The sequence below is a fragment of the Aureimonas sp. AU40 genome, from assembly GCF_001463785.1.
Taxonomy (GTDB): domain Bacteria; phylum Pseudomonadota; class Alphaproteobacteria; order Rhizobiales; family Rhizobiaceae; genus Aureimonas.
Genome location: NZ_BBWL01000041.1, coordinates 117,334 through 142,205, shown reverse-complemented (window position 1 = coordinate 142,205; position 24,872 = coordinate 117,334). Strand labels below are relative to the sequence as shown.

23 protein-coding genes are annotated in these 24,872 nt (G+C 66.4%); 12 read left to right on the top strand and 11 right to left on the bottom strand.

The features are described 5' to 3' along the window. Positions 1 to 10: 10 nt before the first annotated feature. The 4 genes from AUL32_RS14260 to AUL32_RS14245 all read right to left on the bottom strand — a co-directional run bounded on the left by AUL32_RS14260 (position 11) and on the right by AUL32_RS14245 (position 5,831). Complete coding sequence (locus AUL32_RS14260; RefSeq protein WP_441294108.1) at positions 11 to 1,546, bottom strand: Ppx/GppA family phosphatase; 1,536 nt, start codon at positions 1,544 to 1,546, stop codon at positions 11 to 13. Further along, the gene (locus AUL32_RS14255) at positions 1,521 to 3,911 is read right to left on the bottom strand and encodes an RNA degradosome polyphosphate kinase (protein WP_244497880.1); all 2,391 of its coding nucleotides are present in this window, start codon (positions 3,909 to 3,911) and stop codon (positions 1,521 to 1,523) included. The genes AUL32_RS14260 and AUL32_RS14255 overlap by 26 nt, the downstream gene beginning before the upstream one ends. Positions 3,912 to 3,972: 61 nt before the next feature. Continuing rightward, positions 3,973 to 4,665, bottom strand: coding sequence for a hypothetical protein (locus AUL32_RS14250; RefSeq protein ID WP_062116099.1), 693 nt, complete (start codon positions 4,663 to 4,665; stop codon positions 3,973 to 3,975). Continuing rightward, positions 4,662 to 5,831, bottom strand: coding sequence for an AI-2E family transporter (locus tag AUL32_RS14245; RefSeq protein ID WP_061976376.1), 1,170 nt, complete (start codon positions 5,829 to 5,831; stop codon positions 4,662 to 4,664). Before AUL32_RS14245 ends, AUL32_RS14250 begins: the two co-directional genes overlap by 4 nt. A gap of 322 nt (positions 5,832 to 6,153) precedes the next feature. Here AUL32_RS14245 and purM point away from each other — a divergent pair, with 322 nt between their 5' ends. Together purM and purN are read left to right on the top strand one after the other, a co-directional pair. Further along, complete coding sequence (gene purM, locus AUL32_RS14240; protein ID WP_062116096.1) at positions 6,154 to 7,224, top strand: phosphoribosylformylglycinamidine cyclo-ligase; 1,071 nt, start codon at positions 6,154 to 6,156, stop codon at positions 7,222 to 7,224. Further along, positions 7,221 to 7,898, top strand: coding sequence for a phosphoribosylglycinamide formyltransferase (gene purN / locus AUL32_RS14235; RefSeq protein ID WP_280137585.1), 678 nt, complete (start codon positions 7,221 to 7,223; stop codon positions 7,896 to 7,898). The genes purM and purN overlap by 4 nt, the downstream gene beginning before the upstream one ends. A 39-nt stretch (positions 7,899 to 7,937) precedes the next feature. Here the strand turns inward: purN and AUL32_RS14230 are convergent, their stop codons facing one another. Both AUL32_RS14230 and AUL32_RS14225 read right to left on the bottom strand, forming a co-directional pair. Continuing rightward, a complete protein-coding gene (locus tag AUL32_RS14230) occupies positions 7,938 to 10,043 on the bottom strand; it encodes a molybdopterin-containing oxidoreductase family protein (RefSeq protein ID WP_062116093.1) in 2,106 nt (701 codons plus the stop codon). 108 nt (positions 10,044 to 10,151) lie between these two features. Beyond that, the gene (locus AUL32_RS14225) at positions 10,152 to 11,264 is read right to left on the bottom strand and encodes an alkene reductase (RefSeq protein ID WP_062116090.1); all 1,113 of its coding nucleotides are present in this window, start codon (positions 11,262 to 11,264) and stop codon (positions 10,152 to 10,154) included. Positions 11,265 to 11,395: 131 nt separating this feature from the next. Between AUL32_RS14225 and AUL32_RS14220 the strand changes: the two genes are divergently transcribed. The 3 genes from AUL32_RS14220 to AUL32_RS14210 all read left to right on the top strand — a co-directional run bounded on the left by AUL32_RS14220 (position 11,396) and on the right by AUL32_RS14210 (position 13,372). Beyond that, on the top strand, positions 11,396 to 12,238 hold the full coding sequence (locus AUL32_RS14220; protein ID WP_062116087.1) for a 23S rRNA (adenine(2030)-N(6))-methyltransferase RlmJ: 843 nt from the start codon (positions 11,396 to 11,398) through the stop codon (positions 12,236 to 12,238). A gap of 70 nt (positions 12,239 to 12,308) precedes the next feature. Continuing rightward, positions 12,309 to 12,764, top strand: a complete 456-nt coding sequence (locus AUL32_RS14215) for a hypothetical protein (protein ID WP_244497878.1) — start codon at positions 12,309 to 12,311, stop codon at positions 12,762 to 12,764. A gap of 11 nt (positions 12,765 to 12,775) precedes the next feature. Continuing rightward, positions 12,776 to 13,372 carry a glutathione S-transferase family protein gene (locus tag AUL32_RS14210; RefSeq protein ID WP_062116084.1) on the top strand — a complete coding sequence of 199 codons (597 nt, stop codon included), beginning with the start codon at positions 12,776 to 12,778 and terminating at the stop codon, positions 13,370 to 13,372. A 68-nt stretch (positions 13,373 to 13,440) separates the two neighbouring features. On the opposite strand, the gene AUL32_RS14205 is transcribed toward AUL32_RS14210, so the two are convergent. Next, positions 13,441 to 14,094 carry an outer membrane protein gene (locus AUL32_RS14205; protein ID WP_062116081.1) on the bottom strand — a complete coding sequence of 218 codons (654 nt, stop codon included), beginning with the start codon at positions 14,092 to 14,094 and terminating at the stop codon, positions 13,441 to 13,443. 371 nt (positions 14,095 to 14,465) lie between these two features. Here AUL32_RS14205 and uvrC point away from each other — a divergent pair, with 371 nt between their 5' ends. From uvrC to AUL32_RS14185, 4 genes are all read left to right on the top strand, one after another. Continuing rightward, entirely contained in the window at positions 14,466 to 16,526 is a 2,061-nt protein-coding gene (gene uvrC, locus AUL32_RS14200) for an excinuclease ABC subunit UvrC (protein ID WP_244497876.1), read from the top strand. Between the two features lie 147 nt (positions 16,527 to 16,673). Then, complete coding sequence (pgsA, locus tag AUL32_RS14195; RefSeq protein WP_061976383.1) at positions 16,674 to 17,255, top strand: CDP-diacylglycerol--glycerol-3-phosphate 3-phosphatidyltransferase; 582 nt, start codon at positions 16,674 to 16,676, stop codon at positions 17,253 to 17,255. Positions 17,256 to 17,407: 152 nt separating this feature from the next. Then, positions 17,408 to 17,659 (top strand): molybdopterin converting factor subunit 1, encoded by a 252-nt coding sequence (gene moaD, locus AUL32_RS14190; RefSeq protein WP_062116078.1) that lies wholly within the window; start codon positions 17,408 to 17,410, stop codon positions 17,657 to 17,659. 1 nt (position 17,660) lies between these two features. Beyond that, on the top strand, positions 17,661 to 18,122 hold the full coding sequence (locus tag AUL32_RS14185) for a molybdenum cofactor biosynthesis protein MoaE (RefSeq protein ID WP_062116075.1): 462 nt from the start codon (positions 17,661 to 17,663) through the stop codon (positions 18,120 to 18,122). Positions 18,123 to 18,186: 64 nt separating this feature from the next. Here the strand turns inward: AUL32_RS14185 and ndk are convergent, their stop codons facing one another. Then, complete coding sequence (ndk, locus tag AUL32_RS14180) at positions 18,187 to 18,609, bottom strand: nucleoside-diphosphate kinase (RefSeq protein WP_019995658.1); 423 nt, start codon at positions 18,607 to 18,609, stop codon at positions 18,187 to 18,189. Positions 18,610 to 18,683: 74 nt separating this feature from the next. Next, the gene (locus AUL32_RS14175; protein ID WP_062116072.1) at positions 18,684 to 19,379 is read right to left on the bottom strand and encodes a glutathione S-transferase family protein; all 696 of its coding nucleotides are present in this window, start codon (positions 19,377 to 19,379) and stop codon (positions 18,684 to 18,686) included. Positions 19,380 to 19,404: 25 nt separating this feature from the next. Here AUL32_RS14175 and AUL32_RS14170 point away from each other — a divergent pair, with 25 nt between their 5' ends. The 3 genes from AUL32_RS14170 (at position 19,405) to AUL32_RS14160 (ending at position 22,874) form a co-directional block, all read left to right on the top strand. Further along, on the top strand, positions 19,405 to 19,911 hold the full coding sequence (locus AUL32_RS14170) for a DinB family protein (protein ID WP_062116069.1): 507 nt from the start codon (positions 19,405 to 19,407) through the stop codon (positions 19,909 to 19,911). A 42-nt stretch (positions 19,912 to 19,953) separates the two neighbouring features. Then, the gene (locus tag AUL32_RS14165) at positions 19,954 to 21,855 is read left to right on the top strand and encodes an ABC-F family ATP-binding cassette domain-containing protein (RefSeq protein ID WP_062116066.1); all 1,902 of its coding nucleotides are present in this window, start codon (positions 19,954 to 19,956) and stop codon (positions 21,853 to 21,855) included. Between the two features lie 143 nt (positions 21,856 to 21,998). Continuing rightward, on the top strand, positions 21,999 to 22,874 hold the full coding sequence (locus tag AUL32_RS14160) for an alpha/beta fold hydrolase (RefSeq protein ID WP_062116063.1): 876 nt from the start codon (positions 21,999 to 22,001) through the stop codon (positions 22,872 to 22,874). On the opposite strand, the gene AUL32_RS14155 is transcribed toward AUL32_RS14160, so the two are convergent. After that, a complete protein-coding gene (locus tag AUL32_RS14155) occupies positions 22,825 to 23,277 on the bottom strand; it encodes a DNA polymerase III subunit chi (RefSeq protein ID WP_062116060.1) in 453 nt (150 codons plus the stop codon). The genes AUL32_RS14160 and AUL32_RS14155 overlap by 50 nt on opposite strands. Before the next feature lies 1 nt (position 23,278). Then, a complete protein-coding gene (locus tag AUL32_RS14150) occupies positions 23,279 to 24,778 on the bottom strand; it encodes a leucyl aminopeptidase (RefSeq protein ID WP_062116848.1) in 1,500 nt (499 codons plus the stop codon). Positions 24,779 to 24,872: the final 94 nt, after the last annotated feature.

Here is a 24,872-nt window from a genome sequence, read left to right as displayed (position 1 = left end):
CGCGTCGCGCTCAGCGCACGTCGAAGCGCAGCGTGCGCTCCACGACCTTCGCGAACGCCTGAAGGCGCGCGTCGGGGCGCTCGCCGAGCAGCGGCTCCAGATCGCGCGGCACCACGAGCGAGAAGCCGCCGCGCGGGTCTTGCTTCCAATAAAGGCGGCCGAGAACGCCGGGCATGGCCGCAGTCAGCAGGTAGCTGACCCGGAACAGCGAGGCGAGAACGCGCGCGAGATAGAGAAGGCGCGGGTCGAGCACGCTGCCGATGGATTCCAGGACACCCGCGTCGAACTCGCCCTCGTAACGATAGTAGTTGGCGAGCGCGAGATAGACGCGGCCGGGATGGTCCACCGCCGGGATGTTGGCGTTCACGATGATCGACAGGCTCTGGCGGCCGCGATAGTCGGGATGAGCGCGCCAGGAAATATCGGTCAGCAGACAGGCCGCCTTGCGCAGGCGCGATTCGTAGAGCGTCTCGTTGATCGACAGCGCCTCGAAGGTGCGGGTCGACCAGTCCACCAGTTCCTCGTTGTGGATGGGCGAGCGCGAGCGCAGGAAGGACAGCTCGATCGCCGATTCCAGAAGCGGGTCCCGCGCCTTCTCGTCTTCGCTGAGGCGCGAATGAAGATAGCCTTCGCGCACGCCATAGGCGGACAGCACGATTTCGGACGGCTTCAGCTGAGAGATCACCGCCTGCATGGCGACGGCACCGAAGGCGAGCAATTGCCGACGATTGCGCGAGATCGCCCCGATGCCCGGCAGCTTGTCCGGGTCGTTCTTTGCGACATTGGCGAGGAAGCTCTCGACCTCCGCGGGCCGCACCCGGTAGCCATGCATGACATGGACGGGATAATTCGACTGCTCCATGTGCAGCTTGAACAGGTTCCGCCACGTGCCGCCCACGGCATAGAAGGGCCGCCCGGCGGCGATCGCCGCGAAGTCCGAGTTCGCCACATGGCTCTCGGCAATGGAGCGCGCCTTCGCAATGTCGTTGCCCGAGAGGTCCTGCAGGCGCAGGCCGCCCAGGGGCATGGTGATGCCCTTGCCGATCCGTCCGTCGGCGACCTCGACGATCTCCAGGCTCCCGCCACCAAGATCCCCGGCGATGCCGTTCGGCGCATGGAAGCCGGCGATCACGCCTTCGGCCGCGTAATGCGCCTCGTCGGCGCCCGAAAGTATGGTGATGGGGCAGCCGAGCGCGGCTTCCGCGGCGGCCACGAAGTCCGGTCCGTTCGCCGCCTCGCGCGCGGCGGCGGTGGCGATCGGATGGATCTCGGTCACGCCGCTCTGGTCGCATAAGGTGCGGAACCGCCGCAGCGCGGCGAGCGCGCTGGCGACGGACTTGTCGTCCAGCCGGTTGGTCTGCGCGATGCCGCGCCCCAGACCGCTCAGGACTTTTTCGTTGAAGAGGGTGGTCGGGGCCCGGACATTGCCCTCGTAGATCACGAGTCGAACCGAGTTCGATCCGATATCGACCACCGCCACCGGAGCACGGCCGGGAATCCGGCCGTGCGGGTGGAGAAGATCAATCGAAGCGTGAGTGCTCGGCACGCTGCCTTGCGATGAGCTTGGGTGCATTCGACTTCAGGGCCTTCCCCCGACCCGAGAGGCTCGGATTGGTCATGAAATAGCGCTGGGCGTTGAACGGCTGCTCACCCTCGGAAGGCGCGATCCGTCGCGACGTACCGTCGGCAAGGACGGACCAGCTCTGTTGATTGTCGAGAATATTGGCGAGCATGATCTGCGACAGGACCTGGCTGTGGACGGTGGGCGTCGTGATCGGGATCAAGGTTTCCACTCGCCGGTCCAGGTTGCGCGGCATCATGTCCGCCGAACCCATGTAGACGATCGCCTTTTCCGAAGGCAAGCCGTGCCCCGCGCCGAAGCAGAAGATGCGGCTGTGCTCCAGGAAGCGGCCGACGATCGACTTGACGCGGATGTTCTCCGACAGGCCGGCCACGCGCGGCTTGAGGCAGCAGATGCCGCGCACCACGAGATCAATCTCGACGCCGGCCTGGCTCGCCCGATAGAGCGCGTCGATGATCTGCGGGTCGACCAGCGAGTTCATCTTCATCCAGATCTGGCCCGGACGCCCCGCCTTTTCGTGCTCGATCTCCTCCTCAATATGCTGAAGGATGCGCTTGCGCAGCGAGAGCGGCGACATGGCGAGCTTACGTAGCTCCGTCGGCTCGGCATAGCCGGTGATGTAGTTGAAGATATGCGCGACATCGTAGGCGATGTCGGGATCGATCGTGAAGTAGCTGAGATCGGTGTAGATCTTGGCCGTGATCGGATGGTAGTTGCCCGTCCCCACATGGACGAAGGAGGTCAGCTTGCCTTCCTCCCGGCGCACCACGAGCGAGAGCTTGGAGTGGGTCTTCTTCTCGATGAAGCCGAAGACGACCTGCACGCCGGCCCGCTCGAGATCGCGCGCCCAGCGGATATTGGCCTCTTCGTCGAAGCGCGCCTTCAACTCGACCAGCGCCGTCACCGACTTGCCAGACTCGGCGGCGTCGATCAGAGCGCGCACGATCGGCGAGTCGTTGGAGGTGCGGTAGAGCGTCTGTTTGATGGCGACGACGTCGGGGTCCCGCGCGGCCTGGCGCAGGAACTGCACCACCACGTCGAAGCTCTCGTAGGGGTGGTGGATGACGATGTCCTTTTCGCGGATGGCCGCGAAACAATCGCCATTGTGCTCGCGAATCCGCTCGGGAAAACGCGGGATGTAGGGGTCGAACTTCAGGTCGTCGCGCGGCAGCTTGACGATCTGCGAGACCGAATCCAACGCCAAGAGGCCGTCCATCACGGAGATGCGATTTTCCGCGACGCCGAGTTCGCCGGCCACGAAATTGCGCAGCGATTCCGGCATGACATGGTCGAACTCGATACGGATCACCGAGCCGCGACGGCGCCGCTTCAGGGCCGTCTCGAATAGACGCACGAGATCCTCGGCCTCTTCCTCGACCTCGATATCGGAGTCGCGGATGATGCGGAACGTGCCCTGACCCTTTACCCGGTAGCCGGGGAACAGCTTGGAGATGAAGGTCGCGACGACGCTTTCGAGCGGTACGAAACGCGCCTCGCCCTCTTCCGTCAGCGGCAGTTCCACGAAGCGCTGGAGCGCCACGGGCAGGCGCAGAAGCGCGTTCATCCCTTGCGAATCACGCTCGCGAACGAGCGACAGGGCCATGGTGAAGCCGAGATTGGGAATGAAGGGGAACGGGTGCGCGGGGTCGACCGAGAGCGGCGTCAGGACGGGGAAGATCGACTCATTGAAATGGCGCTCCAGCCAAGCCCTGTCCTCGCGCTTCACGTCGCCCGCCCCGACGATCGAGATGCGCGCGGCGCGCAGGTCCTTCACCAGCGAGGCGAGCGAGGCCTGCTGGTCCTGCTGCAGGCTGGTGACTTCGGCCAGGATACGATCGAGCTGCTCCTGCGGCAGCAGCCCATCCATGCTGCGCACCTCCACCTTTTCACGGACCTGACCGGCGAGGCCGGCGACGCGCACCATGAAGAACTCGTCCAGATTGCCGGCCGAGATCGACAGGAAGCGCACGCGCTCCAGAAGCGGATGCGCGGTGTTCTGCGCTTCTTCCAAGACGCGGCGGTTGAACTGGAGCCAGGAGATTTCGCGGTTCACGTAGCGGTCGGACGGCAGTTCGCTGACGGCGGGCTCGGCTGCCGGCTGCGACACCGGGATGATGCCGATCGCTTCCATTAGCGGCTGATCGGGCAAAGGCTCGTCGTCGAAGCCTTCCGATTCGAGCTGGTCTTCCTGATCGAGTTCCGAGGCTTCGAGAGCGTCGTCCCGCTCGCCCGCGCCGTCCATGAAGGCGCCCAGCCCTTCGGCTGCGTCCTTGGCGGGCTCCGCCTGGGTCTGGCTCTGCGGATTCTCGGGAGTGATCACGTCGCTCATGCTCAGCCGTCGCCTCAAAAGATACAGTTGGATATTGCCTTAGGGGACCTGCGCGACTGTTTCATGACTGCCGCGCCCTTTCCTCTTCCATTTCCGTCAAGATGCGCCCGACGAGCGCGCGGGACATGCGCTCCTTGGACGCCAGGGCCTCCAGATCAAGGCGGCGGATCAGCTCCGCCGCCGCCTCCAGGGAGCGCTCCATGCGCGCCACGGCATAGTCGATCAGCTTGGGCTCAAGCTCGATCTGCCGATCGGCGGCGAGTTTCATCAGGACGCCGGAGAGCAGCATCTCGTCGGGCGCGAGAAGATCCACCACCGTCGCCGCCCGAAGGCGCGACAGGAGATCGGGCAGTTGGAAAGGCAGCGCGGAGGCCGGCAGGCGCGACGTCAGAAGCACGCTGCCGCCGCCGAGCCGGGCCGCGTTCAGGAGTTGGAACAGCTCGGTCTCGTCGAAACCCGCGCGATCGACATCCTCCACCAGCACGGCGAAGGGCGTCTGGCTGATGAGCGTCGAGGCCGGCTCGCCCGGAAGAAGCGGCGTCGCGCCGGCCATCTCGGCCCAGGCCGTGGCGAGATGCGTCTTGCCCGACCCCACCGGGCCGACCACGAGCAGCACGGGATGCGGCCATTCCGGCCAAGCGTCGATCGCCCCTGCGGCCAGGGCATTGCCTTCGCCCACGACGAGATCATCCCGCGCCAGCGAAGGGGTCGGCGACAGATCGAAGGGGATCTGCGAGGGAGGCCGCGCGGTCAAACCGAGCGTCCCGACTTCGGGTCGAACTGGTTCTTGAGCGCGAGTTCCAGATTGCCTCCCTCGATTTCCTTCGGGGCGCCGACCTCGATCGAACGCCCGAAGTACATCTCGCTTTCCAGATATTTATGAATGGCAAAGCGCACGAGAACCCCGACGGCGGCCGCCGCCGGCACCGCCATCAGCAGCCCGACAAAACCGAAGATGGCGCCGAAGGCGAAAAGCGCGAACATCAGCCAGACCGGATGCAGGCCGACCGAGGCGCCGACGAGCTTGGGCTGGAGGATGTTTCCTTCCACGAACTGGCCGGTGAAGAAGACGCCCGCCGTGGCCGCGACCCAGATCCAGTCCGGTGCGAACTGGACCAGCGCGACGCCGACGGCGACGATCAGCCCGATGGCCGACCCGACATAGGGAACGAAGGAGATGATGCCCGCGAAGAAGCCGATCAGCAGCCCGAAATTGAGGCCCACCAGCGTCAGTCCCACTGCGTAATAGGTGCCGAGAATGAGGCAGACGCTGCCCTGCCCGCGCACGAAGCCGGCGACGGCGCGATCGATCTCGCGCGCCAGCCGGCGCACGGTGCCGACATGCTGGCGCGGCACGAGCGCGTCGATCTTGGCGATCATCCGGTCCCAGTCGAGCAGGAGATAGAAGGCGACGACGGGCGTCACCACGAAGAGCGAGATGAAGTTGACGACCGCGAGGCTGGACGACCAGAGCGAGGCGACCAGCGCCGTCGTGTAGCCGGAGAGCTGGCGCACCAGCGTCTGGAAATCCTGCCGCAGGGTCTGATCGTCGCCATTGAAGAAGCGCGAGAGCGAGCCGGTGCGAAGCTCCAGCGCCAGTTCCTGCAGCCGGCCGAGATATTGCGGCAGGCGGTCGGCGAAGCTCGAGACCTGTCCGCCGATCACCGGCACGACGATCAGGATCACCAGCGCGATGACGATCACGAAGGCGACCAGGATCAGAAGGCTGGCGGCCAGCCGCGACAGTCCGCGCCGCACCAGCCAATCGGCGATCGGGTCGAGGAAATAGGCCATGACCATGCCCAGCACGAAGGGCAGCAGAATGCCCCGGAACAGCCAGAGCGAAAGGCCGAGGGCCAGCGCCGCCAGACTCCAGAAGAGGACCTGGCGTTTCAGGAGCTTGGCGCGATCATGGACCATCGAAACTGGGCTCCGAAGCGCGAACCGGCGCCGGTGGCGGCCGGCGCGGAACGGCCGGGACTTCGAGATAGGCAGCCGCTCGGTAGGGGGTCAAGCCCTCCGCCCGGTCCTGTGCAGATGGGGGAAAACCAGGGCGCGGCAAGCACAAGGCCCACCGAACGCCCCGCTCGTTTACCTCGCCTTAACCCAGGCGCGCCGCCGCTTCGCCGGATCGGGCGCCGGATGGCCTCTTTCGCGCGCAGAATTGCATTGCGGCCTTGCACGGAAAGTCTTGCCCGCGCGGTTCGATCATGCGAACTCGCCCCAAAGGGGAAAAGCTGCCATGACCGCCGAAACCACGAACGGTTTGACCTATGCCGAAGCCGGCGTCGACATCGACGCGGGCAACGAACTCGTCCAACGCATCAAGCCGCTGGTGCGCTCCACCCGCCGCCCCGGCGCGGACGGGGAGATCGGCGGGTTCGGCGGCTTGTTTGACCTGACGGCGGCGGGCTTCAAGGACCCCGTTCTGGTCGCGGCCAATGACGGCGTCGGCACCAAGCTGAAGATCGCGATCGACACCGGCCGGCACGACACGATCGGGGTAGATCTCGTCGCCATGTGCGTCAACGATCTCGTCGTGCAGGGCGCCGAGCCGCTGTTCTTTCTCGACTATTTCGCGACCGGTAAGCTGGACCCCGCGCAGGGCGAGGCGATCGTCGCGGGCATCGCGGACGGTTGCCGGCAGGCCGGCTGCGCGCTGATCGGCGGCGAAACCGCCGAGATGCCAGGCCTCTACGCGGAGAAGGACTACGACCTCGCGGGTTTCGCCGTGGGCGCGGCCGAGCGCGGGCGTCTGCTGCCGAGCGCCGAGTTGACGGCAGGCGACGTGATCCTCGGCCTTGCCTCCTCCGGCGTTCATTCCAACGGCTATTCGCTGGTGCGCCGCATCGTGGAGCAGGCGGGCGCCGCCTATGACGCCCCCGCCCCGTTCGACGCCACGCGCACGCTGGCCGAGGCTCTCCTTGAGCCGACGCGCATCTACGTGAAGCCGCTTCTGGCCGCGATCCGCGCCGGCGACGGCGTCAAGGCGCTGGCACACATCACCGGCGGCGGCTTCCCCGAGAACATTCCGCGCGTGCTGCCCGAGCATCTTCGGGCCGACATCGATCTTCAAGCCGTCGCCGTGCCGCCGGTCTTCGGTTGGCTGGCGCGCCAGGGCGGCGTCGCCGAGGCCGAGATGCTGCGCACCTTCAATTGCGGCGTGGGTATGATCGTCGTGGTCGCCGAAGCAGAGGCCGAGGCGGTCGCCGCCATTCTGCGGAGCGAGGGCGAGAGCGTCTTCCCGCTCGGCCGCATTCTGCCGCGCGAGGGCGAGCTTGCCGTCACCTTCAACGGAACGCTCGCCCTGTGAGCGAGACCTTGCCCAAGAAGCGCGTCGCGGTCCTGATCTCGGGCCGTGGCTCCAATATGAACGCTCTGTTGCAGGCGACCGACTTCGCCGGCTTTCCCGGCGAGATCGTCGCCGTCCTGTCCAATAAGGCGGATGCGGGCGGCCTGCGGACGGCCGAGGCGCGCGGCATCGCCACCGTCGCCATCAGCCACAAGGGCTTCGGCTCGCGCGAGGCGCATGAAGAGGCGCTGATCGAGGCACTGGACGCGTTTCGGCCCGATGTCGTCTGCCTTGCCGGCTATATGCGGCTACTGACGCCTCGCTTCGTCGGCCATTACAGCGGGCGCATGATCAACATTCATCCCTCGCTCCTGCCGCTTTTTCCCGGCCTGCACACGCATGAACGGGCGCTGGAAGCGGGCATGCGCCTCCACGGCTGCACAGTGCATTTCGTGACCGAAGACATGGACGAAGGGCCGGTCATCGCGCAGGCCGCGATCGCGATCGAGCCGGGCGACACCCCGGACAGCCTCTCCGCCCGCCTTCTTACCGCCGAGCATCGACTCTATCCGCATGCGCTCCGGCTGGTGTTGGACGGGCAGGTGCGGATGGAAGGCGGCCGCGCCGTCTTTGCGCATCGCGACGCTGCGCCGGATGCAACGCCCGCCTCGATCCTGGTTTCGCCTTTCGCCTGAAAGACTCGGCCGCTGGTGCGATCCCGCGGCCGATGGTTCTCAGAGAGCCCGAACCCAGACGTGATTGTCGTGAAAAGCCGCCCCGCCGAAGGGCGCCGCCGGATCGGCCCCGGTCAGGACATTGATCCCCTCGCCGCGCTCGAAGGCGCCGTTCGGCCAGAGCCCTTCGTGGATGAGAACGCCGGCCTTGGCCGCCGCGTCCACCTTCAGGGGCAGGACCACTTCGCCGCGCCGATTTCCGATCTCCACCCGCTGCCCGTCGATCAATCCCAGCCGCTCGGCATCGTCGGGATGCATCTTCAGCTCGGGCTTTCCTTCCCGCTTTCGCGAGCCGTCGGTCTCGGCGAAGGTCGAGTTCAGGAATTGGCGCGCGGGGGGCGTGGCGAGACGGAACGGATGGTCCGCATCGGCCTCCTCGATCAGCTCGGCATGGTCGGGAAAGCTCGGCAGCTTCTCCACCGGCCCGAGCAGGCCCATGGATTCGGGCGGCCGGTTGGGGGCCGAGAGGCCCGCCCAGTCGACACGGAAGCGGAAGCGTCGGTCCGGCGTCTTGAAGCCGCCGATGTAATGCGCCTCCTCGAAGCCGGGCTGCACGTCGAGCCAGCGTTCGGCCTCCAGCCGGTCCAAGCCCTCGTAGCCGCTGCGAAGCAGGAGATCGTCGATCAGCTGGCGTTCGGTCAGCCCGAACCCCGGCCGGTCGGCGACGCCGAGCCGCTTGGCGAGTTCCTCCACCACGAAATGGTTGGTGCGCACCGTGTCTGGGGCGTCGATCAGCTTGGGGCCGAACAGGATGTGGCTCTGCCCCCCGCCGCGATAGATGTCGTCATATTCCATCGAGGTCGCGGCCGGCAGAACGAGATCGGCGAGTCGCGCCGTGTCGGTCATGAACTGCTCGTGGACCGCGACGAAGAGATCCTCGCGTAGCAGGCCGAGCACCACGTCGCGCTGCTCGGGCGCGACATTGGCTGGGTTCGTGTTCTGCACCAGCATCGCCGTGACCGGCGGCCCGCCGGCCAGCGCGCCGGCATCGCCCGTCAGCACCGCGCCGATGCGCGACTGGTCGAGATGCCGGATCGAAGAGTCCTCGTCGCCGAGACCTTCGATCAGCGCCTTGTCGAAACGCCAGAGCGCGCCGTTGTTGTGGAAGGCGCCGCCGCCTTCGACCTGCCAATGGCCATAGACGGTCGGCACCGAGAGCGCGGCATGCATGGCGACCGCGCCGTTGCGCTGGCGCGAGAAGCCGTAGCCGAGGCGGAAGAAAGTCCGCTTGGTGCGGCCAATCAGGGCGGCGAACCGTTCGATCTCGTCGACGGACAGGCCGGTGATGGCGCTCGCCCAGGCCGGCGTGCGGCTTTGTAGATGGGCCTCCAGCCCGGCCGGATCGTCGCCATATCGCGCGAGATAGGCCCGGTCGGCCGTGCCGTCGCGAAAGGCGATGTGCATGAGCGCGCAGGCCAGCGCCCCGTCCGTGCCCGGCCGCAGCTTCAGCGCGATGTCGGCCTGTTTCATGGTCGGGTTGTCGTAGATGTCGATCACGACGATCGGGGCGCCGCGCTCCTTTCGGGCGCGGATCGCGTGGGTCATGACGTTGACCTGCGTCGCCACCGCATTGGTGCCCCAGATCACCACGCAGTCGGATTGGGCCATCTCGCGCGGATCGACCCCAGCCAGATGCCCCGTCCCGGCGACGAAACCGGTCCAGGCCAGATTGGTGCAGATCGTGTCGAACTCGCCGCTATAACGCTTGGCGTGGCGCAGCCGGTTGATCCCGTCGCGCTGCACGAGACCCATCGTCCCCGCATAATAATAGGGCCAGACCGACTCCGAGCCGTGTTGCGCTTCGGCTTTGAGGAACTTCTCGGCGACGAGGTCCAGCGCGTCGTCCCAGCCGATCTCGCGCCAGCCACCCTCGCCCTTGGCGCCGACGCGCTGCAAAGGCTTCAGGAGCCGGTCGGGATGGTGGACGCGCTCGGCATAGCGGGCGACCTTGGCGCAGATCACGCCCGCCGTGTAGCTGTTGCCCTCGGCGCCACGCACGCGGCCGATGCGGTTGGGAGCCAGGATCTCCACCTCGAGCGCGCAGGTCGAGGGGCAGTCGTGCGGGCAGGCGGTGAAGCCGATCTTGGGCGGGACGTGCTGGTTCATGGCGCGATCCTATCGCATGGGGCGCGAGCGACCCCAATTCAATTTGCGAATGCGAACCATGAAAATGAGGCCGCCCCTTTCGCGGGAGCGGCCTTTCCGAACCTGAGATCAGGCGGCGTGGGCGTAGCGCGCCACTTCCTCGGGCGTCAGCGAGGGGTAGTCGGTGTAGCCGTGCTCGTCGCCGCCGTAGAACGTGTTCTGATCCCACTCGTTGAGCGGGGCGCCGATGCGCAGGCGCGCCACGAGGTCGGGATTAGAGATGAAGAGCTTGCCGAAGCAGACGAGATCAATCTCGCCCGCGTCGAGACGCTGCTTGGCGAGGTCCACGTCGTATTCGTTGTTGCCCATATAGGTGCCGTGAAAACGCTGGCGCAGGGCGTGATAGTCGAACCCGTCCTTGCCCCGGTCGCCGCCGGTCTGCCCCTCGATCACATGAAGATAGAGCAGCCCGCGCTTGTCGAGTTCCTCGACATAGGCGTTGAAGAGCGTCTGCTGGTCGCTCTCGCTGGAGCCGCCCATCACGGTGACCGGCGAAATGCGGATGCCGACATGCGCCTTGTCCCAGGCCGCGACCACCGCGTCCACGACTTCGAGAGGCAGGCGCATCCGGTTCTCGATCGAGCCGCCGTAGCGGTCCGTGCGCGTGTTGGTGCCGTCGCGCAGGAACTGGTCGAGCAGGTAGCCATTGGCCGAATGGACCTCGACGCCGTCGAAGCCGGCCGCGCGGGCGTTGCGCGTCGCCTTCACGTAGTCCTGAATCAGGCGAGGAAGCTCAGCTTCCTCCAGCGCGCGCGGCTCGACATGGTCCTTGAAGCCTTCTTCCGTGAAGGCCTTGCCGCTCGGCTTCACCGCCGAGGGCGCCACCGGCAGAGCGCCGCCCGGCTGAAGGTCGGGATGCGAGATGCGGCCGACATGCCAGAGCTGAAGAACGATCTTGCCGCCTTCGGCATGCACGGCGTCCGTCACCTTCTTCCAGGCCGTCACCTGCTCGTCGGAATAGATGCCGGGCGTCCAGGCATAGCCGCGCCCCTCGACGGAAATGTTCGTGGCCTCGGAAATGATGAGGCCGGCGCCCGCCCGCTGGCGGTAGTATTCGACATGCATCTCTTTCGGCACGCCGTCCGGCGTGGCGCGTGATCGCGTCAGCGGTGCCATGACGGTTCGGTTCGAAAGATGCAGGGGCCCCAGATCGAACGATTCGAAGAGCTTGGTATGGGCCATGGAAAATCCTTTGCGATCGTTTCGCGCGAAGCCGCGCTATCGGCTATCAGAAGCGGATATGGGGGTTCGGGTTCCGCACTGCGGTATGCGACCTGTGAACGCTGCGTCTTCGAAACGGGAAAGAGAACGACGTGAACTACCGCCACGCCTTTCATGCCGGAAACTTCGCCGACGTGGTGAAACACGCCCTGTTCTGCCGGCTGATCGGCTATCTCCAGCGCAAGGAGAAGCCGTTCCGCGTCATGGACACCCATGCCGGACGTGGCCTCTACGATCTCGACGCCGACGAGGCGCGGCGCACGGGCGAGGCCGTGGAAGGCATCGATCGGCTCGTCGCCTCCCCCGCCTGGGACGACCCGCTTCTGGCCGAGTATCGCGCGGCGGTGGAAGCGGCGCGGGCGCGCTTTGGCACCGACACCTATCCCGGCTCGCCCCTGATCGCGCGCCAGCTCCTGCGCCGGCAGGACCGGCTCAGCGCCTACGAGCTGCATCCCGTGGACGCCGGGGCGCTGGGCGAGCTCTTCGCTGGGGACAGCCACGTGAAGGCGATCGAGCTCGACGGCTGGCTGGCGCTCGGCGCCCACGTGCCGCCGAAGGAAAAGCGCGGGATCGTGCTGATCGACCCGCCCTTCGAGCGCACCGACGAGATCGAGACGATCGTGGAGCAACTGGCGCGCGCGCATGCGCGCTGGCCGGGCGGCGTCTATGCCGTCTGGTATCCGATCAAGCGGCCGGCCCAGCATCGACGCTTTCATGATCTGCTGCGCGAAAGCGGCATTCCCAATATCGTCGCGGCCGATTTCCGTCGCGAGCCGCACACGGCCGAAGAACGGCTGGTCGGCACCGGTCTCGTGGTCGTGAACCCGCCCTATACGTTCGCGGCGGAGGCGGAGGCGATTTTTGCCTTGCTCCAACCCGTCCTCACCCTTTCGCCGGGTGCGGAATGTGGCATTCATGTGCTGGCCGAAGAATGATTCGGTGCAATATGATGGCGAACTGATGATTCCCGCGCGCCACCCCGCCCGCATCCGAGGAAGCCGCACCATGCGCCGACACCTTTCCGCCCTTGTCAGCCTCGCGGCCTGCGCCGCCAGCACCGCCCCCGCCTTCGCGGCCGACTACTATCAGGCGCCCGCCGAGCGGGCCGTGGTGGTGACCAACGCCCTCGTGCCGGCCTGCGAGAACCCGCGCGTGCTAGCGCAGGTCGAAGACCAGTTCGAATACGGCGCGCCGAACACCGTCCACGCCGCGCTCCAGGTCGTGGAATTTTCCGGCCTCTACGAGAAGGCCTACCAGCCCCGCGCCGGCACCAAACTGATCGAGCGGCGCTATTGCCAGGGCACGGCGCTGATCTCGTCCGGCGAGCATCGCACGCTCTACTACGTCATCGAATATCCGATGGGCTATGCCGGGGTCGGCTGGCGCGCGGAAGGCTGCGTTCTCGGCCTCGACCCGTGGAAGGTCTACGGCGCGAACTGCGAATCGCTTCGCCGCTTCTGACCGGAGCCGTCATGCGCCTGCTTTATTCCAAGCCTTCGCCCTATTCGTCGAAGGTGCGCATGTCCGCGCATCTTTGCGGCCTCACGCTCGACTGCGTGCCGACCGACACCGGTGCGGAGGGAGACGACCTCCTGTCCACCAACCCGCTCGGCAAGATTCCCGCGCTGGAGCTGGACGACGGCTCGGTTCTCTACGACAGCCGGGTGATCTGTGAGTATTTCGACCGCGCCAGCGGCAATCTCCTGATCCCGCAGGCGCTGGAAGGCTGGACGGTCTGCAAGCGAGTCGAAGCGCTGGCGGACGGTCTGACGGAAGCGGTGATGGCGACGCTCTACGAGGTGCGCTATCGCCCCGAGGAGAAGCGGCACCAGCCGTGGGTCGACAAGCAATGGCGCCGCGCCCATCGCGGGCTCGACGCGCTGGAAGCCGATGTCGCGAACCTGCCCGAGGCGCCGAGCTTGGCGCATTTCGCGGTCGCGAGCGATCTGGGTTGGATTCAGCTGCGCTATCCCGGAGCCTTCGAAGAGAAGAACCCGGGCCTCGTGCGCTGGCTGGACGGCTTCTACGCCGCGAACCCGGCCTATGCCGACCTGAAGCCGGTGGCCTGAGAAAACCCATCCGCTCAAACACAAACGGCGCCTCGCGGCGCCGTTTTCGTCTGGTGCAGCAAGTTCGTTCAGAATTTCAGGGCGAGGCCGGCGCGGATCGAATGCTCGTCGAAGCCCGACGAAACCGACACGTTGCCGAGATCGTAGGTCTTGTTCTCGAAATTCGAGTAGCGATACTCGACGCGCGAGGTGACGCCGTTCGCCACCTTGGCCTCTACGCCAGCGCCGACGGTGTAGCCGACATGGGTCTGGTCGTCGTTGGCACCGCGCAGCGTCAATTCCTTGTTGGACACGGCGACGCCGCCCGTCGCGAACAGGAGGATCGGATCGTAGTCGATGCCGACGCGGGCGCGCAACGAGCCGAAGGCCGTGGAATCGGCCGAGATGGGAACGCCGGTCGCGACGTTGAAGCCGCCGGCATCCACGTCGGAAGCGCCGATATCGCCTTCGAGGCCATAGACGAATCGCTCGGTCTGCAGGCTGTAGCCGGCATAGACGCCGCCCACGACGCCCTCGCCGTTGAAGCTCGCGCCGCCGCTCTGGTCGAAATGGGCGAAGTTGTAGCCGACGAAGCCGCCGGCATAGGGGCCGGACCAAGTATAGGCGGGAGCGGCCGGCGCGACGGGCGCGGCCGCCTCGGGCAGGACGGCATCGGCCGCATAGGCACCGGAGGCCAGCAGCGTCAGCGTTGCACCAAGGGCAAAGGTGCGGAACACCTTCATCGATCCCACTCCACTTCCGGCGGGTAGCCCGCCGATCCATCAGGTCTGGTCGGAACGTGCGTTTTCCCGCTCCGTTCCCGAACCTTGGGCTTGCCTCAAAACCAACGCGAGAAGGTGATTGACAAAGCCCGGGTCCGCTCCATGCGATATAAGCGCGAAGCTCGGGCCTCGCCAATTGCAGCGGGGTGACACCCCCGGGTCAATCGCGCGCAGTCCACCGCCGCGAGTTCGCCATCATGCCCCTCCCATTGCGGCGTCTAAGAATCATATAAGGAACGACCTTGGCCAACGGCCGAACGCGGCGCCGGCGCGGCGCCGCCTTGCGACACAAAGGGCGCGGGCTGGCACCGCGCTTCGGCAGCGAAGACGACATGACCGACGAAGTGATTCCCGAGATCGATGACGAGGACGAGGATTTCGCAGGCGACGAGTTGGAGGCCGATGTCGCCGCCGAGCCGTCCGCCGCAGCCTCGCTGATCGCCGCGATCGAATGGGACGATGGCGGGCGCGACGTCGACCAGACCCTGGTCGGCGCCGAGCTGATCTCCGAATTCCAGAAGCGCCTACCCAACAGCCCCGGCGTCTACCGCATGTTCGACGAGGCGAACGAAGTCCTCTATGTCGGCAAGGCGAAGTCGCTGAAGAAGCGCGTGGCGAGCTACACCCGCCTCGTCGGCCACACCAACCGCATCATGCGCATGATCCGCGCGACGCGGCACATGGAGTTCGTCACCACCCGCACCGAGACCGAGGCGCTGCTTCTCGAAGCCAACCTCATCAAGCGCCTGCGGCCGCGCTTCAACGTGTTGATGCGGGACGACAAGTCGTTTCCCTACATTCTCGTTTCGGACGATCACGAGGCGCCGGCGATCTTCAAGCATCGCGGCGCACGCTCGCGAAAGGGCAGCTATTTCGGCCCCTTCGCCTCGGGCGGCGCGGTCGGCCGGACGGTCGCCTCCTTGCAGCGCGCCTTCCTGCTGCGCACCTGCACCGACTCAGTCTACGAGACGCGCTCGCGCCCCTGCCTCCTCTACCAGATCAAGCGCTGTGCCGGCCCCTGCACGCGCGAAATCCCGCTGGAGGATTATCAGGCGCTGGTGAACGAGGCGAAGGGCTTCCTCTCCGGCCGCTCCAGCCAGGTGAAGCAGGGCATCGCCAGCGCCATGCAGGAGGCGGCGGAAAATCTCGACTTCGAGCGCGCGGCGGTGTTCCGGGATCGTCTGTCAGCGCTGGCCCATATCCAGGGCCATCAGGGCATCAATCCACATGGCGTGGAGGAGGCCGACGTCTTCGCCATCCACCAGGAAGGCGGGCTGACCTGCATTCAGGTCTTCTTCTTCCGCACCGGGCAGAACTGGGGCAATCGGGCCTATTTCCCCAAAGCCGATTCGACCCTGGAGCCCGGCGAGGTGCTGGGCGCCTTTCTCGGCCAGTTCTACGACGACAAGCCGCCCGCCTCGCTGGTGCTGCTGCCGGTCGAGGTGGAGGACGCGGCGATCCTGGCCGAGGCGCTGGCGATCAAGGCCGGACGCCGAGTGCAGATCGCCGTTCCCCAGCGCGGCGAGAAGAAGGATCTGGTGGACCACGCCACCGCCAACGCCCGCGAGGCGCTAGGCCGGCGGCTGGCCGAAACCTCCTCGCAGGCGCGCCTGCTCGCCGGTCTCAAGGAGACCTTCGCGCTCGATCAGGTGCCGCGCCGCATCGAGGTCTTCGACAATTCGCACATCATGGGCACCAACGCCGTCGGCGCGATGATCGTCGCCGGGCCGCAGGGCTTTGCGAAAAGCCAGTATCGCAAGTTCAACATCAAGGGCACCGACATCACGCCGGGCGACGATTTCGGCATGATGCGCGAAGTCATGACGCGGCGCTTCTCGCGCCTGATCAAGGAGCATGGCGAAGACGGCCCCGCTCCCGCCCCCACGCCAACCGAGGGCGTCGAGCCGGAGGACACGGTGGAGACCGCCGACATGCCGGCTTGGCCCGATCTCGTCCTGGTGGACGGCGGCAAGGGGCAGATCTCGGCGGTGCGAAAAATCCTCACCGAGCTCGGTATCGCCGACAAGGTGACGACGATCGGCGTCGCCAAGGGCGTCGACCGCGACGCCGGGCGCGAGCGCTTCATCGTGGAAGGGCGCGAGTCCTTCTCGCTACCGCCGCGCGATCCCGTGCTCTATTTCGTTCAGCGCCTGCGCGACGAGGCGCACCGCTTCGCCATCGGCACACACCGGGCCAAGCGCAAGAAGGAGCTGACCGCCAACCCCCTGGACGAGATCGGCGGCATCGGCCCCTCTCGAAAGCGTGCGCTGCTGCATCATTTCGGAACGGCGAAGGCGGTGTCGCGCGCGGCCTTCGACGATCTCCTGAAGGTGGAAGGCATTTCGGCGGCCATGGCGAAGACGATCTACGACCATTTCCACGAGCGTCAGTAACCACGCTGGGCGGGGAAGCGCGCTTTCCCGACGTCAAAAGCCGCCGGCGATGTTGACGCAGGCGCCTTGCCGCGTTTGAACAGGCAATCAGCCAGCCCCTGGCAGGCGCATTCGCCTTCTGCCGCCCATCCGAACCGGACCGAACCCATGGCCTCCAAGGCGCTGAACCTTCCCAACATCCTCACCTATGCGCGAATCGTCGCCGTTCCCTTGGTGGTTCTCTGTTTCTTCGTGGAAGGTCGGCTGCATGGTTCGGACGCGGCGCGCTGGTGGGCGCTCGGGCTTTTCGTCGTCGCCAGCGTGACCGACTGGCTGGACGGCTACCTCGCCCGCGCTTGGCAGCAAACCTCGACCATCGGCCGGATGCTCGACCCGATCGCCGACAAGCTTCTGGTGGCGGCGGCGCTCTTGGTGCTCGCGGCGGACGGCACGATCGCGGGATGGACGATCTGGGCGGCGATCGTCATTCTCTGCCGCGAGATCCTCGTCTCTGGCCTTCGCGAATACCTGGCCGAGCTGAAGGTTTCCGTGCCGGTCACGCGCCTCGCCAAGTGGAAGACGGCGACTCAGATGGTCGCGATCTCCTTTCTGCTGGCCGGCCCGGCGGGCGACGTGATCCTGCCCTTCGTGACCAAGTCCGGCATCGTCCTCCTTTGGATCAGCGCCATCATCACGCTCTACACCGGCTATGATTACTTTCGCGCCGGCCTGCGCCATATCGACGTTTAGAGCGTTTTTCCAAGCAAGACTGGCAGGCTTCGCCGCTGGAGAATGCGGCACAATCGAAGACTGCGGGCATTGCGGTGGATCATAATTCACCGAAGACGCTCCAGAGTTTCGCGGCGCCTTCGCTTCGCGCCGCGCGCCAGAGGAGGACGGGCATGAAGATCGTTTATTTCGCCTGGATTCGCGAGCGCATCGGCCTCGACGAAGAGGAAGTCGCCCTTCCCGCCGGCATCATCACCGTCACCGACTTTCTCCACTGGCTGAAAGGCCGGGGCGAAAACTATGCGAGCGCCCTTCAGGCGCCCGAGACGGTTCGCGTCGCCCTCGACCAGGAACACACCGAGCATTCCGAGCCGCTGGGCGACTGCCGCGAGGTCGCCGTGTTTCCGCCGATGACGGGCGGCTGAGATGGAGGCCGCCCGTGTTTCCGTCCGCGCCGAGCGGATCGATCTCGCAGCCGAGCTGGAGCGCTTCGCGCCGGGGGGCGATGCCGGCGCGGTGGTCACCTTCACCGGCTATTGCCGGGACGAGGGCGGCCGCCTCTCGGCGCTGGAGCTCGAACATTATCCCGGCATGGCCGAACGCGAAATCGGGCGCATCGCGGCCGAGGCGATGGACCGCTGGGAGCTGATCCGCATTCTCTGCATCCATCGCCATGGGATGATCCGGCCGGGCGAGGAGATTGTGCTCGTCGCCTGCGCCTCGATCCATCGCGGCGCGGCCTTCGAGGCGGCGAGCTTCGTCATGGACTTCATGAAGACCCGCGCCCCGTTCTGGAAACGCGAGCATTTGAAGGACGGCACGATCGGCGGCTGGGTCGAGGCCAAGGACACGGACGACGCGGCGAGCGACCGCTGGCATCGGCTCTAATCCCGGAGACGAAAACGCCGGCCCGAGGGCCGGCGTCGCAACAGTCAGATCGATCGGGCTGGAATCAGCCGACGATCTCGGTCTCGGAGAACCAGTAGGCGATCTCTTCCTTGGCCGTCTCGGCGGCGTCGGAGCCGTGCACCGAGTTCTCGCCGATCGACAGGGCATGGACCTTGCGGATCGTGCCCTCGGCGGCCTGGGCCGGGTTGGTGGCGCCCATCAGCTCGCGGTTGCGCGAGATGGCGTTCTCGCCTTCCAGAACCTGCACGATCGTCGGGCCGGCCGACATGGACTCGACCAGCTCGCCGAAGAAGGGGCGCTCCTTGTGGACGGCGTAGAAGCCTTCCGCCTCGCGGCGGCTCATCCACACGCGCTTGGAAGCGACGACGCGAAGGCCACCCTCTTCCAGCATCTTGGTGATCGCGCCGGTCAGGTTGCGACGGGTCGCATCGGGCTTGATCATGGAAAAGGTGCGTTCGATCGCCATAGGCTCAGGTTCCCTGGGGGTTGTGGGTCGGCCGCTCTATAGCCGCGCCCCCGCGCCTCGGCAAGGACGCGCGCTCAACCCGCCGCCGGAACCCGGCGCGCCGCGCCCTCGTGCAGGTCGAGGCAGCGCTCCACCCAGTCCGCGATCGGGTCGCCTTGCTCCAGCAGCTGGAAGGTCGAGACGATGCGCAACCACTGGAACGGACTGAAGACGATATAGTCGGCAAAGCGCGGGCTCTGGCCGCCCAGGAAGGGCTGGCGCTTCAGCGTCGCGCGCAGGGGCTCCAGCGAGCGACGGAAGGCGGCGAGCTTCTCTTCGGTTCGGCCGTCCTGAATGTCTTCCAGCTTGCGCCCGAAGGCAGCCTCGCGCTTGGCCCGGAAGAAGGTCTGGTTCGGCTCGTCCAAGATGGCGTGGATATCGAGAACCGCGACGGACACGACATAGGGATGGATCGTGCGCTGGGACCAGCTTTCCACGAAGCGCGTGACGCCCTCGCCCGCTTCGCCGCCGAACAGCGCCGGCCGATCGGCGTGGTGCGCATCGAGATAATGGGCGATGGCGAAACTGTCCTGCACCACGGCCTCACCGTCGCGCAGCACCGGCACCGTCCGGTCGACGCCGTTCTCGACGCTGGACACTTCGGTGAAGGAGACCGGCCGCATCTCGTAAGGGAGACCCTTGTGCGCCAGCGCCATGCGCGCCTTCCAGCAATGGGGCGAGAAGGGCCGAGCCGAATCGCGACCGACGAGTTCATAGAGTGCTAGGGTCATAGGCGCCTCCGAAAGAGATCACCCGATGTATCACGAACAACTCGTCACGTTTGCGGCCTATAATCGCTGGGCCAACCAGCGGCTCTTTGAGGCGGCCGCCGCTTTGGGGCCGGAGCGGTTCGCGGCCGATCGCGGCGTGTTCTTCCACTCCACGCTGGGAACGCTGAACCATCTCCTCGCCACCGACCGCATCTGGATGCAGCGCTTCACCAGCGCGGGCGAGGCGCCGAGCCGGCTCGACGCTGTCCTGTTCGAGACGTTCGAGCCGCTGCGCGAGGCGCGAGCGGCGGAGGACGCGCGGATCGAGGCCTATATCGGCTCGCTCACCGAGGCCGCCCTCGCCGGCACCTTCCGCTACACACCGATCTCTAAGCCGGTGCCGGTGGAGGGCAGGCTCGGCCCCGCGCTGTTCCACCTTTTCAACCACCAGACCCATCATCGCGGGCAGGCCCATGCGATTCTGACCGGCTTCGGGCTCCCGGCACCGGGGCTCGACCTTATCGCCTTTATCCGCGAAACCGGGCGCGATTGAGCGACCTTTCGCGCTGCGGCCAAACATGGCACAAGCGCGACCATGCTTCAGATCAACGACTTGTCCGCCCGCGTCGCGGGGCGCCTCCTTATCGACCACGCCAGCCTGACGATCCCGAGCGGGACCAAGGCGGGCCTCGTCGGCCGCAACGGCGCGGGCAAGTCGACCCTGTTCCGCGTCATCACCGGCGACCTCGCCTCGGAAAGCGGCAATGTCTCGTTTCCGCGCGGCACGCGCCTCGGCCAAGTGGCGCAGGAAGCGCCGGGCACCCACGAGTCGCTGCTCGAAATCGTGCTGAAGGCCGACGAGGAGCGCGTCGCGCTTCTGGCCGAGGCCGAGACGGCGAAGGACCCCGACCGTATCGCCGACATCCATCTGCGGCTCGCCGACATCGAAAGCCATTCGGCGGAAGCGCGCGCGGCTTCGATCCTGTCCGGTCTCGGCTTCGACGCCGAGGCGCAGGCGCGCCCGGTCGGCAGCTTCTCGGGCGGCTGGCGCATGCGCGTCGCGCTCGCGGCCGTTCTCTTCTCGCGGCCCGACCTTCTGCTCCTGGACGAGCCGACCAACTATCTCGACCTCGAAGGCACGCTCTGGCTGGAGAACTTCGTCTCCCGCTATCCCTATACCGTGCTGATCATCAGCCATGACCGCGACGTTCTGAACAACGCCGTCAATGCGATCATCCATCTCGACCAGCGCAAGCTCGTCTTCTATCGCGGCGACTACGACAGTTTCGAGCGCCAGCGCGCCGAGAAGATGGAGCTGCTGCAGAAGTCGATCACCAAGCAGCAGGCCGAGCGCAAGCATATGGAAGCCTTCGTGGAGCGCTTTCGCGCCAAGGCTTCCAAGGCGCGTCAAGCGCAGTCCCGCCTCAAGGCGCTGGAGCGCATGAAGCCGCTCGCGGCGATCGTGGAGGAGCATGTCACGCCCTTCACCTTCCCAGCGCCGGAGAAGATCCTCGCCTCGCCCATCATCCGCATGGAAAACGTCGCGGTCGGCTATTCCGCCGAGCGCTCGATCCTCAAGGGCCTGAACCTGCGCATCGACGCGGACGACCGGATCGCCCTGCTCGGCGCCAACGGCAACGGCAAGTCGACCTTCGCAAAGCTGATCGCCGATCGGCTGCGCGAGCAGAGCGGCTCGATCACCCGCGCGCCGGGGCTGAAGATCGCTATGTTCGCGCAGCACCAGATCGACGATCTCAGGCCCAACGAGACGGCGGTGCAGCATGTGCGCCGGCACATGCCGGACGCGACCGAGCCCAAAGTGCGCGCCCGCGTCGCGCAGATGGGCCTCGTCACCGAGAAGATGGACACGGTGGCCGACAATCTGTCGGGCGGCGAGAAGGCGCGCCTCCTGATGGGTCTCGCCACGCTCGACGCGCCGAACCTCCTGATCCTCGACGAGCCGACCAACCACCTCGACATCGAAGCGCGTGAAAGCCTCGTGCGGGCGCTCAACGACTATAGCGGCGCCGTGATCCTCATCAGCCACGACAGGCACATGGTGGAAGCCACGATGGACCGGCTCTGGATTGTCGGTGACGGTACGGTGTCGCGCTACGACGGCGATCTGGAAGACTACAAGAAGCTGATCCTCTCCGGCACGCGGGCCGGCGGCGGCAACCAGGGCGAGACGATCGCCGTGGTGGAATCCCCCACCCTTTCCAAGGTGGATCAGCGCCGCGCGGCGGCCGAGCGGCGCGAGGCGCTGAAGCCCCTCAAGAAGAAAATCTCGGCGCTGGAAATCCAGATGACCCGGCTGCAGCAGACGCTGGCCGATCTCGATGGGAAGCTGGCCGACCCCGCGCTCTACACCAAGGAGCCGGCCAAGGCGGCCGACCTCGCCAAGCAGAAGGCCAGTGTCGAGCGCACGCTGCAGAAGTGCGAAGGCGAGTGGCTGGAGCTCACCGAGGAGCATGACGCCGCGATGACGGCTGATTAAAAAAGTTAAGATCGCGTAAGTTGCGAAAAGTTAAGGCAAGCTTGGCCCTCTAGAGCTTGAGCGGGATGGAACCTCCCGTTTATTCTCCCGTTCAGCGCTCGATCGACATGCCTCGATGGCGCGGTCGATTCGGGGTTAGGACCATGCTTCGATCCATTGCGACCTTCTCGCTCGCCTTTCTGGTGGCGGCCGTCCCGGCGACGAACGCGCCGCTGGCGTTCGCCAACGGGCCGATGCCGAATCAGACCGGATACGCGTCGGTCAACGGCATCGACATGTTCTTCCGCGTCTACGGCAAGGGCCCCCCGATCCTCCTGATCCATGGCGGCCTGTCAGACAGTCGCGTCTGGCGGGCGCAGATCGGCGCGCTGTCGGCCGACCACACAATCATTCTCGCCGACAGCCGGGGCCAGGGCCGCTCGACCCGCACCAGCGACCCCATCACCTACGACCTGATGGCCGAGGACTATCTCGAACTGCTGGATCAGCTCGGCATCGAGCAGACCGACCTCGTGGGCTGGAGCGATGGCGGCATCATTGGTCTCGATCTCGCGATCAAGCACCCCGAACGCCTGTCCCGCATCTTCATCCAGGCGGCGAACGCAACGCCAGCCGGCGTCAAGCACTACGACCCGAAGACGGCGATCGTCCCCGAGCTCAAGCACTACGACAATGTGGTGGACGAGATTCAGGCGCTTTGGGCGAACGAGCCGAACTTCTCGGATGACGATCTCGCCTCGATCAACGTGCCGACCGAGATCGTGATCGGCGATCATGACGAGGCGATCAGCCGCCGCCACACCGAATATCTCGCCAACACAATTCCCACGGCGCGGCTTCTGGTGCTGCCCGATGTTGGCCATTCCGCCCCACTTGAAGATCCAGAAGGCTATGCCGAGGCGGTACTCGCCTTCATGGACAAGGACAGCCCAGTGCTGGACGCGAGCGAGACCGGATCGATCCGGCAGGCTACGCTTTCTTTACCCAGCGACGATCTTCCGTCTGCTGCCAATAGGTGACGGCATGGCCGGCGGATTTCTCCGCCGTCCACCGCGCCCGCGCCGAGGCGAGCTGCTCGCCGTCGTGCCCGTCGAAGAGATAGACCCCGCGCTCGTAGCCCTCCAGGCTCGCCGGCACAGCCCCTTCCACCATGAAGCGCACATGCGGATCGTTGGCGCGCTGTTCCGCCTCGGTGGTGAGGAGGATCGGCTGCAGGGCGCCGGAACTGTCGGCATCCGTGCCATGCGGCAGAAAGCTGTCCTCCCGGTAGACCCAGAGATGCTGGTCTAGCGCATCGCGCCGCTCCACCGTCACGGTCTGGACGATCACCCGCCAGCCGCGCGCGACGGAGCGTTCGAGGAGGTCCGGCAGGGCCTCCTCCATCCGGCTTTCGGTGAGATGGTAGAACAGGACCTCCGCCATATCAGCGGGCTTCGTAATGCTCTTCCACCAGACGGTTCAGAAGGCGCACGCCGAAGCCCGAGGCCCAGGATTGGTTGTACTCGTTGCTGGGCGAGCCCATGGCTGTGCCGGCGACGTCGAGATGGGCCCAGGGCACGTCGTTGACGAAACGCTGGAGGAACTGCGCGGCGGTGATCGAGCCGGCGGAGCGCCCGTTGCCGACATTCTTGATGTCGGCGAACTTGCCCTCGATCATCTTGTCGTAGTCCTTGCCGAGCGGCATGCGCCAGACCTTCTCGCCCGTTTCCAGGCCCGCCGCGAGAAGGCGGTTCGCCAGCTCGTCATTGTTGGAGAAAAGGCCCGCATGCTGGTTGCCGAGCGCCACGATGATGGCGCCCGTCAGCGTCGCCAGGTTGACCATGAAGCGCGGCTTGAACCGCTCCTGCGTGTACCAGAGGGTGTCGGCCAGAACGAGGCGCCCTTCGGCGTCCGTGTTGATGACCTCGATCGTCGTGCCGGACATGGCGGTGACGATGTCGCCCGGGCGCTGCGCCAGCCCGTCCACCGCGTTTTCCACAAGACCGACCACGCCGATCGCGTTGACCTTGGCCTTGCGCCCGGCCAGCGCACGCATGAGGCCGACCACGGCGGCCGAGCCGCCCATGTCGCCCTTCATGTCCTCCATGCCGCCGGCCGGCTTGATGGACACGCCGCCCGTGTCGAACACCACGCCCTTACCGACGAAAGCGACCGGCGCCTCGCCCTCCGCCCCGCCGTTCCAGCGCATGATGCAAAGGCGCGGCGGCGTCGGCGATCCCTGCGAGACGCCGAGCAGGGCGAACATTTTCAATTCGCGTAGGCGGGTCTCGTCGAGAATCTCGATCTCGAGACCCGTGGCGCCGAGCGCCTCGATCCGGCTCGCATATTCGGTGGTGGTCAGGACGTTGGCCGGCTCGTTGACGAGGTCGCGCGCCAGCCGCACGCCCTCGCCAACGGATTCCAACGTCTCGAACTGCGCCTGCGCCCCTTGCGCGTCGGCGAGCGCGATCGTCACGGCCAGCGCGGTGTCGGGCGTTTCGTCCTCGCCGTCCTTGCTCTTCTTGGACTTGTAGCGGTCGAACTTGTAGGCGCGCAGGAGAAGCCCCAGACCGATCGTCGCGGCCTCCCTGGCGCCGGGCGCTGCGCTCGCCCCTTCCGTCCAGATCGTCGCCTGAGTCGCGCCGTTGAGCTTGCCGGCGATCGCGCCGCCGAGCTTCAGCCAGTCCTCTTCGCCCAAGGGCTCGCTCGACGCGGTGCCGACGAGGAGGATCTTGTCGAGACCGCTGTCAGCGGGCGCGATCGTCTCGGCGAAGGACAGGCTCTTGCCCTTGAACTTGCCGAGCGAAGCGGCCCTCTCCGCCGCGCCGCGCACGCCCTCCGGCAGCCCCGGCGGGAGCGCCCCGTCCTTGCCGGCCAGAAGCACCAGAACGCCGGACGAGGGAAGGACGGGCGCGGCGAACTGGATGGTCGGCAGAATGGACATGAACACCTCGGTGCGGAAGCAGGGAGCCGGACGGCTCGAAGGAACGGGAACGGACGTCAAAGGACCGTTCGCCTCTTGCGCATTCTGGCCGTGG

Excerpts from the sequence above, each read along its gene's own strand:
- uvrC (WP_244497876.1), top strand. The coding sequence starts at position 14,466 with ATGACCGACGAAGTGATTCCCGAGATCGATGACGAGGACGAGGATTTC.
- AUL32_RS14165 (WP_062116066.1), top strand. The coding sequence starts at position 19,954 with ATGCTTCAGATCAACGACTTGTCCGCCCGCGTCGCGGGGCGCCTCCTT.
- AUL32_RS14210 (WP_062116084.1), top strand. The coding sequence starts at position 12,776 with ATGCGCCTGCTTTATTCCAAGCCTTCGCCCTATTCGTCGAAGGTGCGC.
- AUL32_RS14185 (WP_062116075.1), top strand. The coding sequence starts at position 17,661 with ATGGAGGCCGCCCGTGTTTCCGTCCGCGCCGAGCGGATCGATCTCGCA.
- AUL32_RS14155 (WP_062116060.1), bottom strand. The coding sequence starts at position 23,277 with ATGGCGGAGGTCCTGTTCTACCATCTCACCGAAAGCCGGATGGAGGAG.
- AUL32_RS14230 (WP_062116093.1), bottom strand. The coding sequence starts at position 10,043 with ATGAACCAGCACGTCCCGCCCAAGATCGGCTTCACCGCCTGCCCGCAC.
- AUL32_RS14170 (WP_062116069.1), top strand. The coding sequence starts at position 19,405 with ATGTATCACGAACAACTCGTCACGTTTGCGGCCTATAATCGCTGGGCC.
- AUL32_RS14215 (WP_244497878.1), top strand. The coding sequence starts at position 12,309 with ATGCGCCGACACCTTTCCGCCCTTGTCAGCCTCGCGGCCTGCGCCGCC.
- AUL32_RS14225 (WP_062116090.1), bottom strand. The coding sequence starts at position 11,264 with ATGGCCCATACCAAGCTCTTCGAATCGTTCGATCTGGGGCCCCTGCAT.
- purM (WP_062116096.1), top strand. The coding sequence starts at position 6,154 with ATGACCGCCGAAACCACGAACGGTTTGACCTATGCCGAAGCCGGCGTC.
- AUL32_RS14255 (WP_244497880.1), bottom strand. The coding sequence starts at position 3,911 with ATGAGCGACGTGATCACTCCCGAGAATCCGCAGAGCCAGACCCAGGCG.
- AUL32_RS14245 (WP_061976376.1), bottom strand. The coding sequence starts at position 5,831 with ATGGTCCATGATCGCGCCAAGCTCCTGAAACGCCAGGTCCTCTTCTGG.
- ndk (WP_019995658.1), bottom strand. The coding sequence starts at position 18,609 with ATGGCGATCGAACGCACCTTTTCCATGATCAAGCCCGATGCGACCCGT.
- AUL32_RS14205 (WP_062116081.1), bottom strand. The coding sequence starts at position 14,094 with ATGAAGGTGTTCCGCACCTTTGCCCTTGGTGCAACGCTGACGCTGCTG.
- moaD (WP_062116078.1), top strand. The coding sequence starts at position 17,408 with ATGAAGATCGTTTATTTCGCCTGGATTCGCGAGCGCATCGGCCTCGAC.
- AUL32_RS14160 (WP_062116063.1), top strand. The coding sequence starts at position 21,999 with ATGCTTCGATCCATTGCGACCTTCTCGCTCGCCTTTCTGGTGGCGGCC.
- AUL32_RS14150 (WP_062116848.1), bottom strand. The coding sequence starts at position 24,778 with ATGTCCATTCTGCCGACCATCCAGTTCGCCGCGCCCGTCCTTCCCTCG.
- pgsA (WP_061976383.1), top strand. The coding sequence starts at position 16,674 with ATGGCCTCCAAGGCGCTGAACCTTCCCAACATCCTCACCTATGCGCGA.
- AUL32_RS14175 (WP_062116072.1), bottom strand. The coding sequence starts at position 19,379 with ATGACCCTAGCACTCTATGAACTCGTCGGTCGCGATTCGGCTCGGCCC.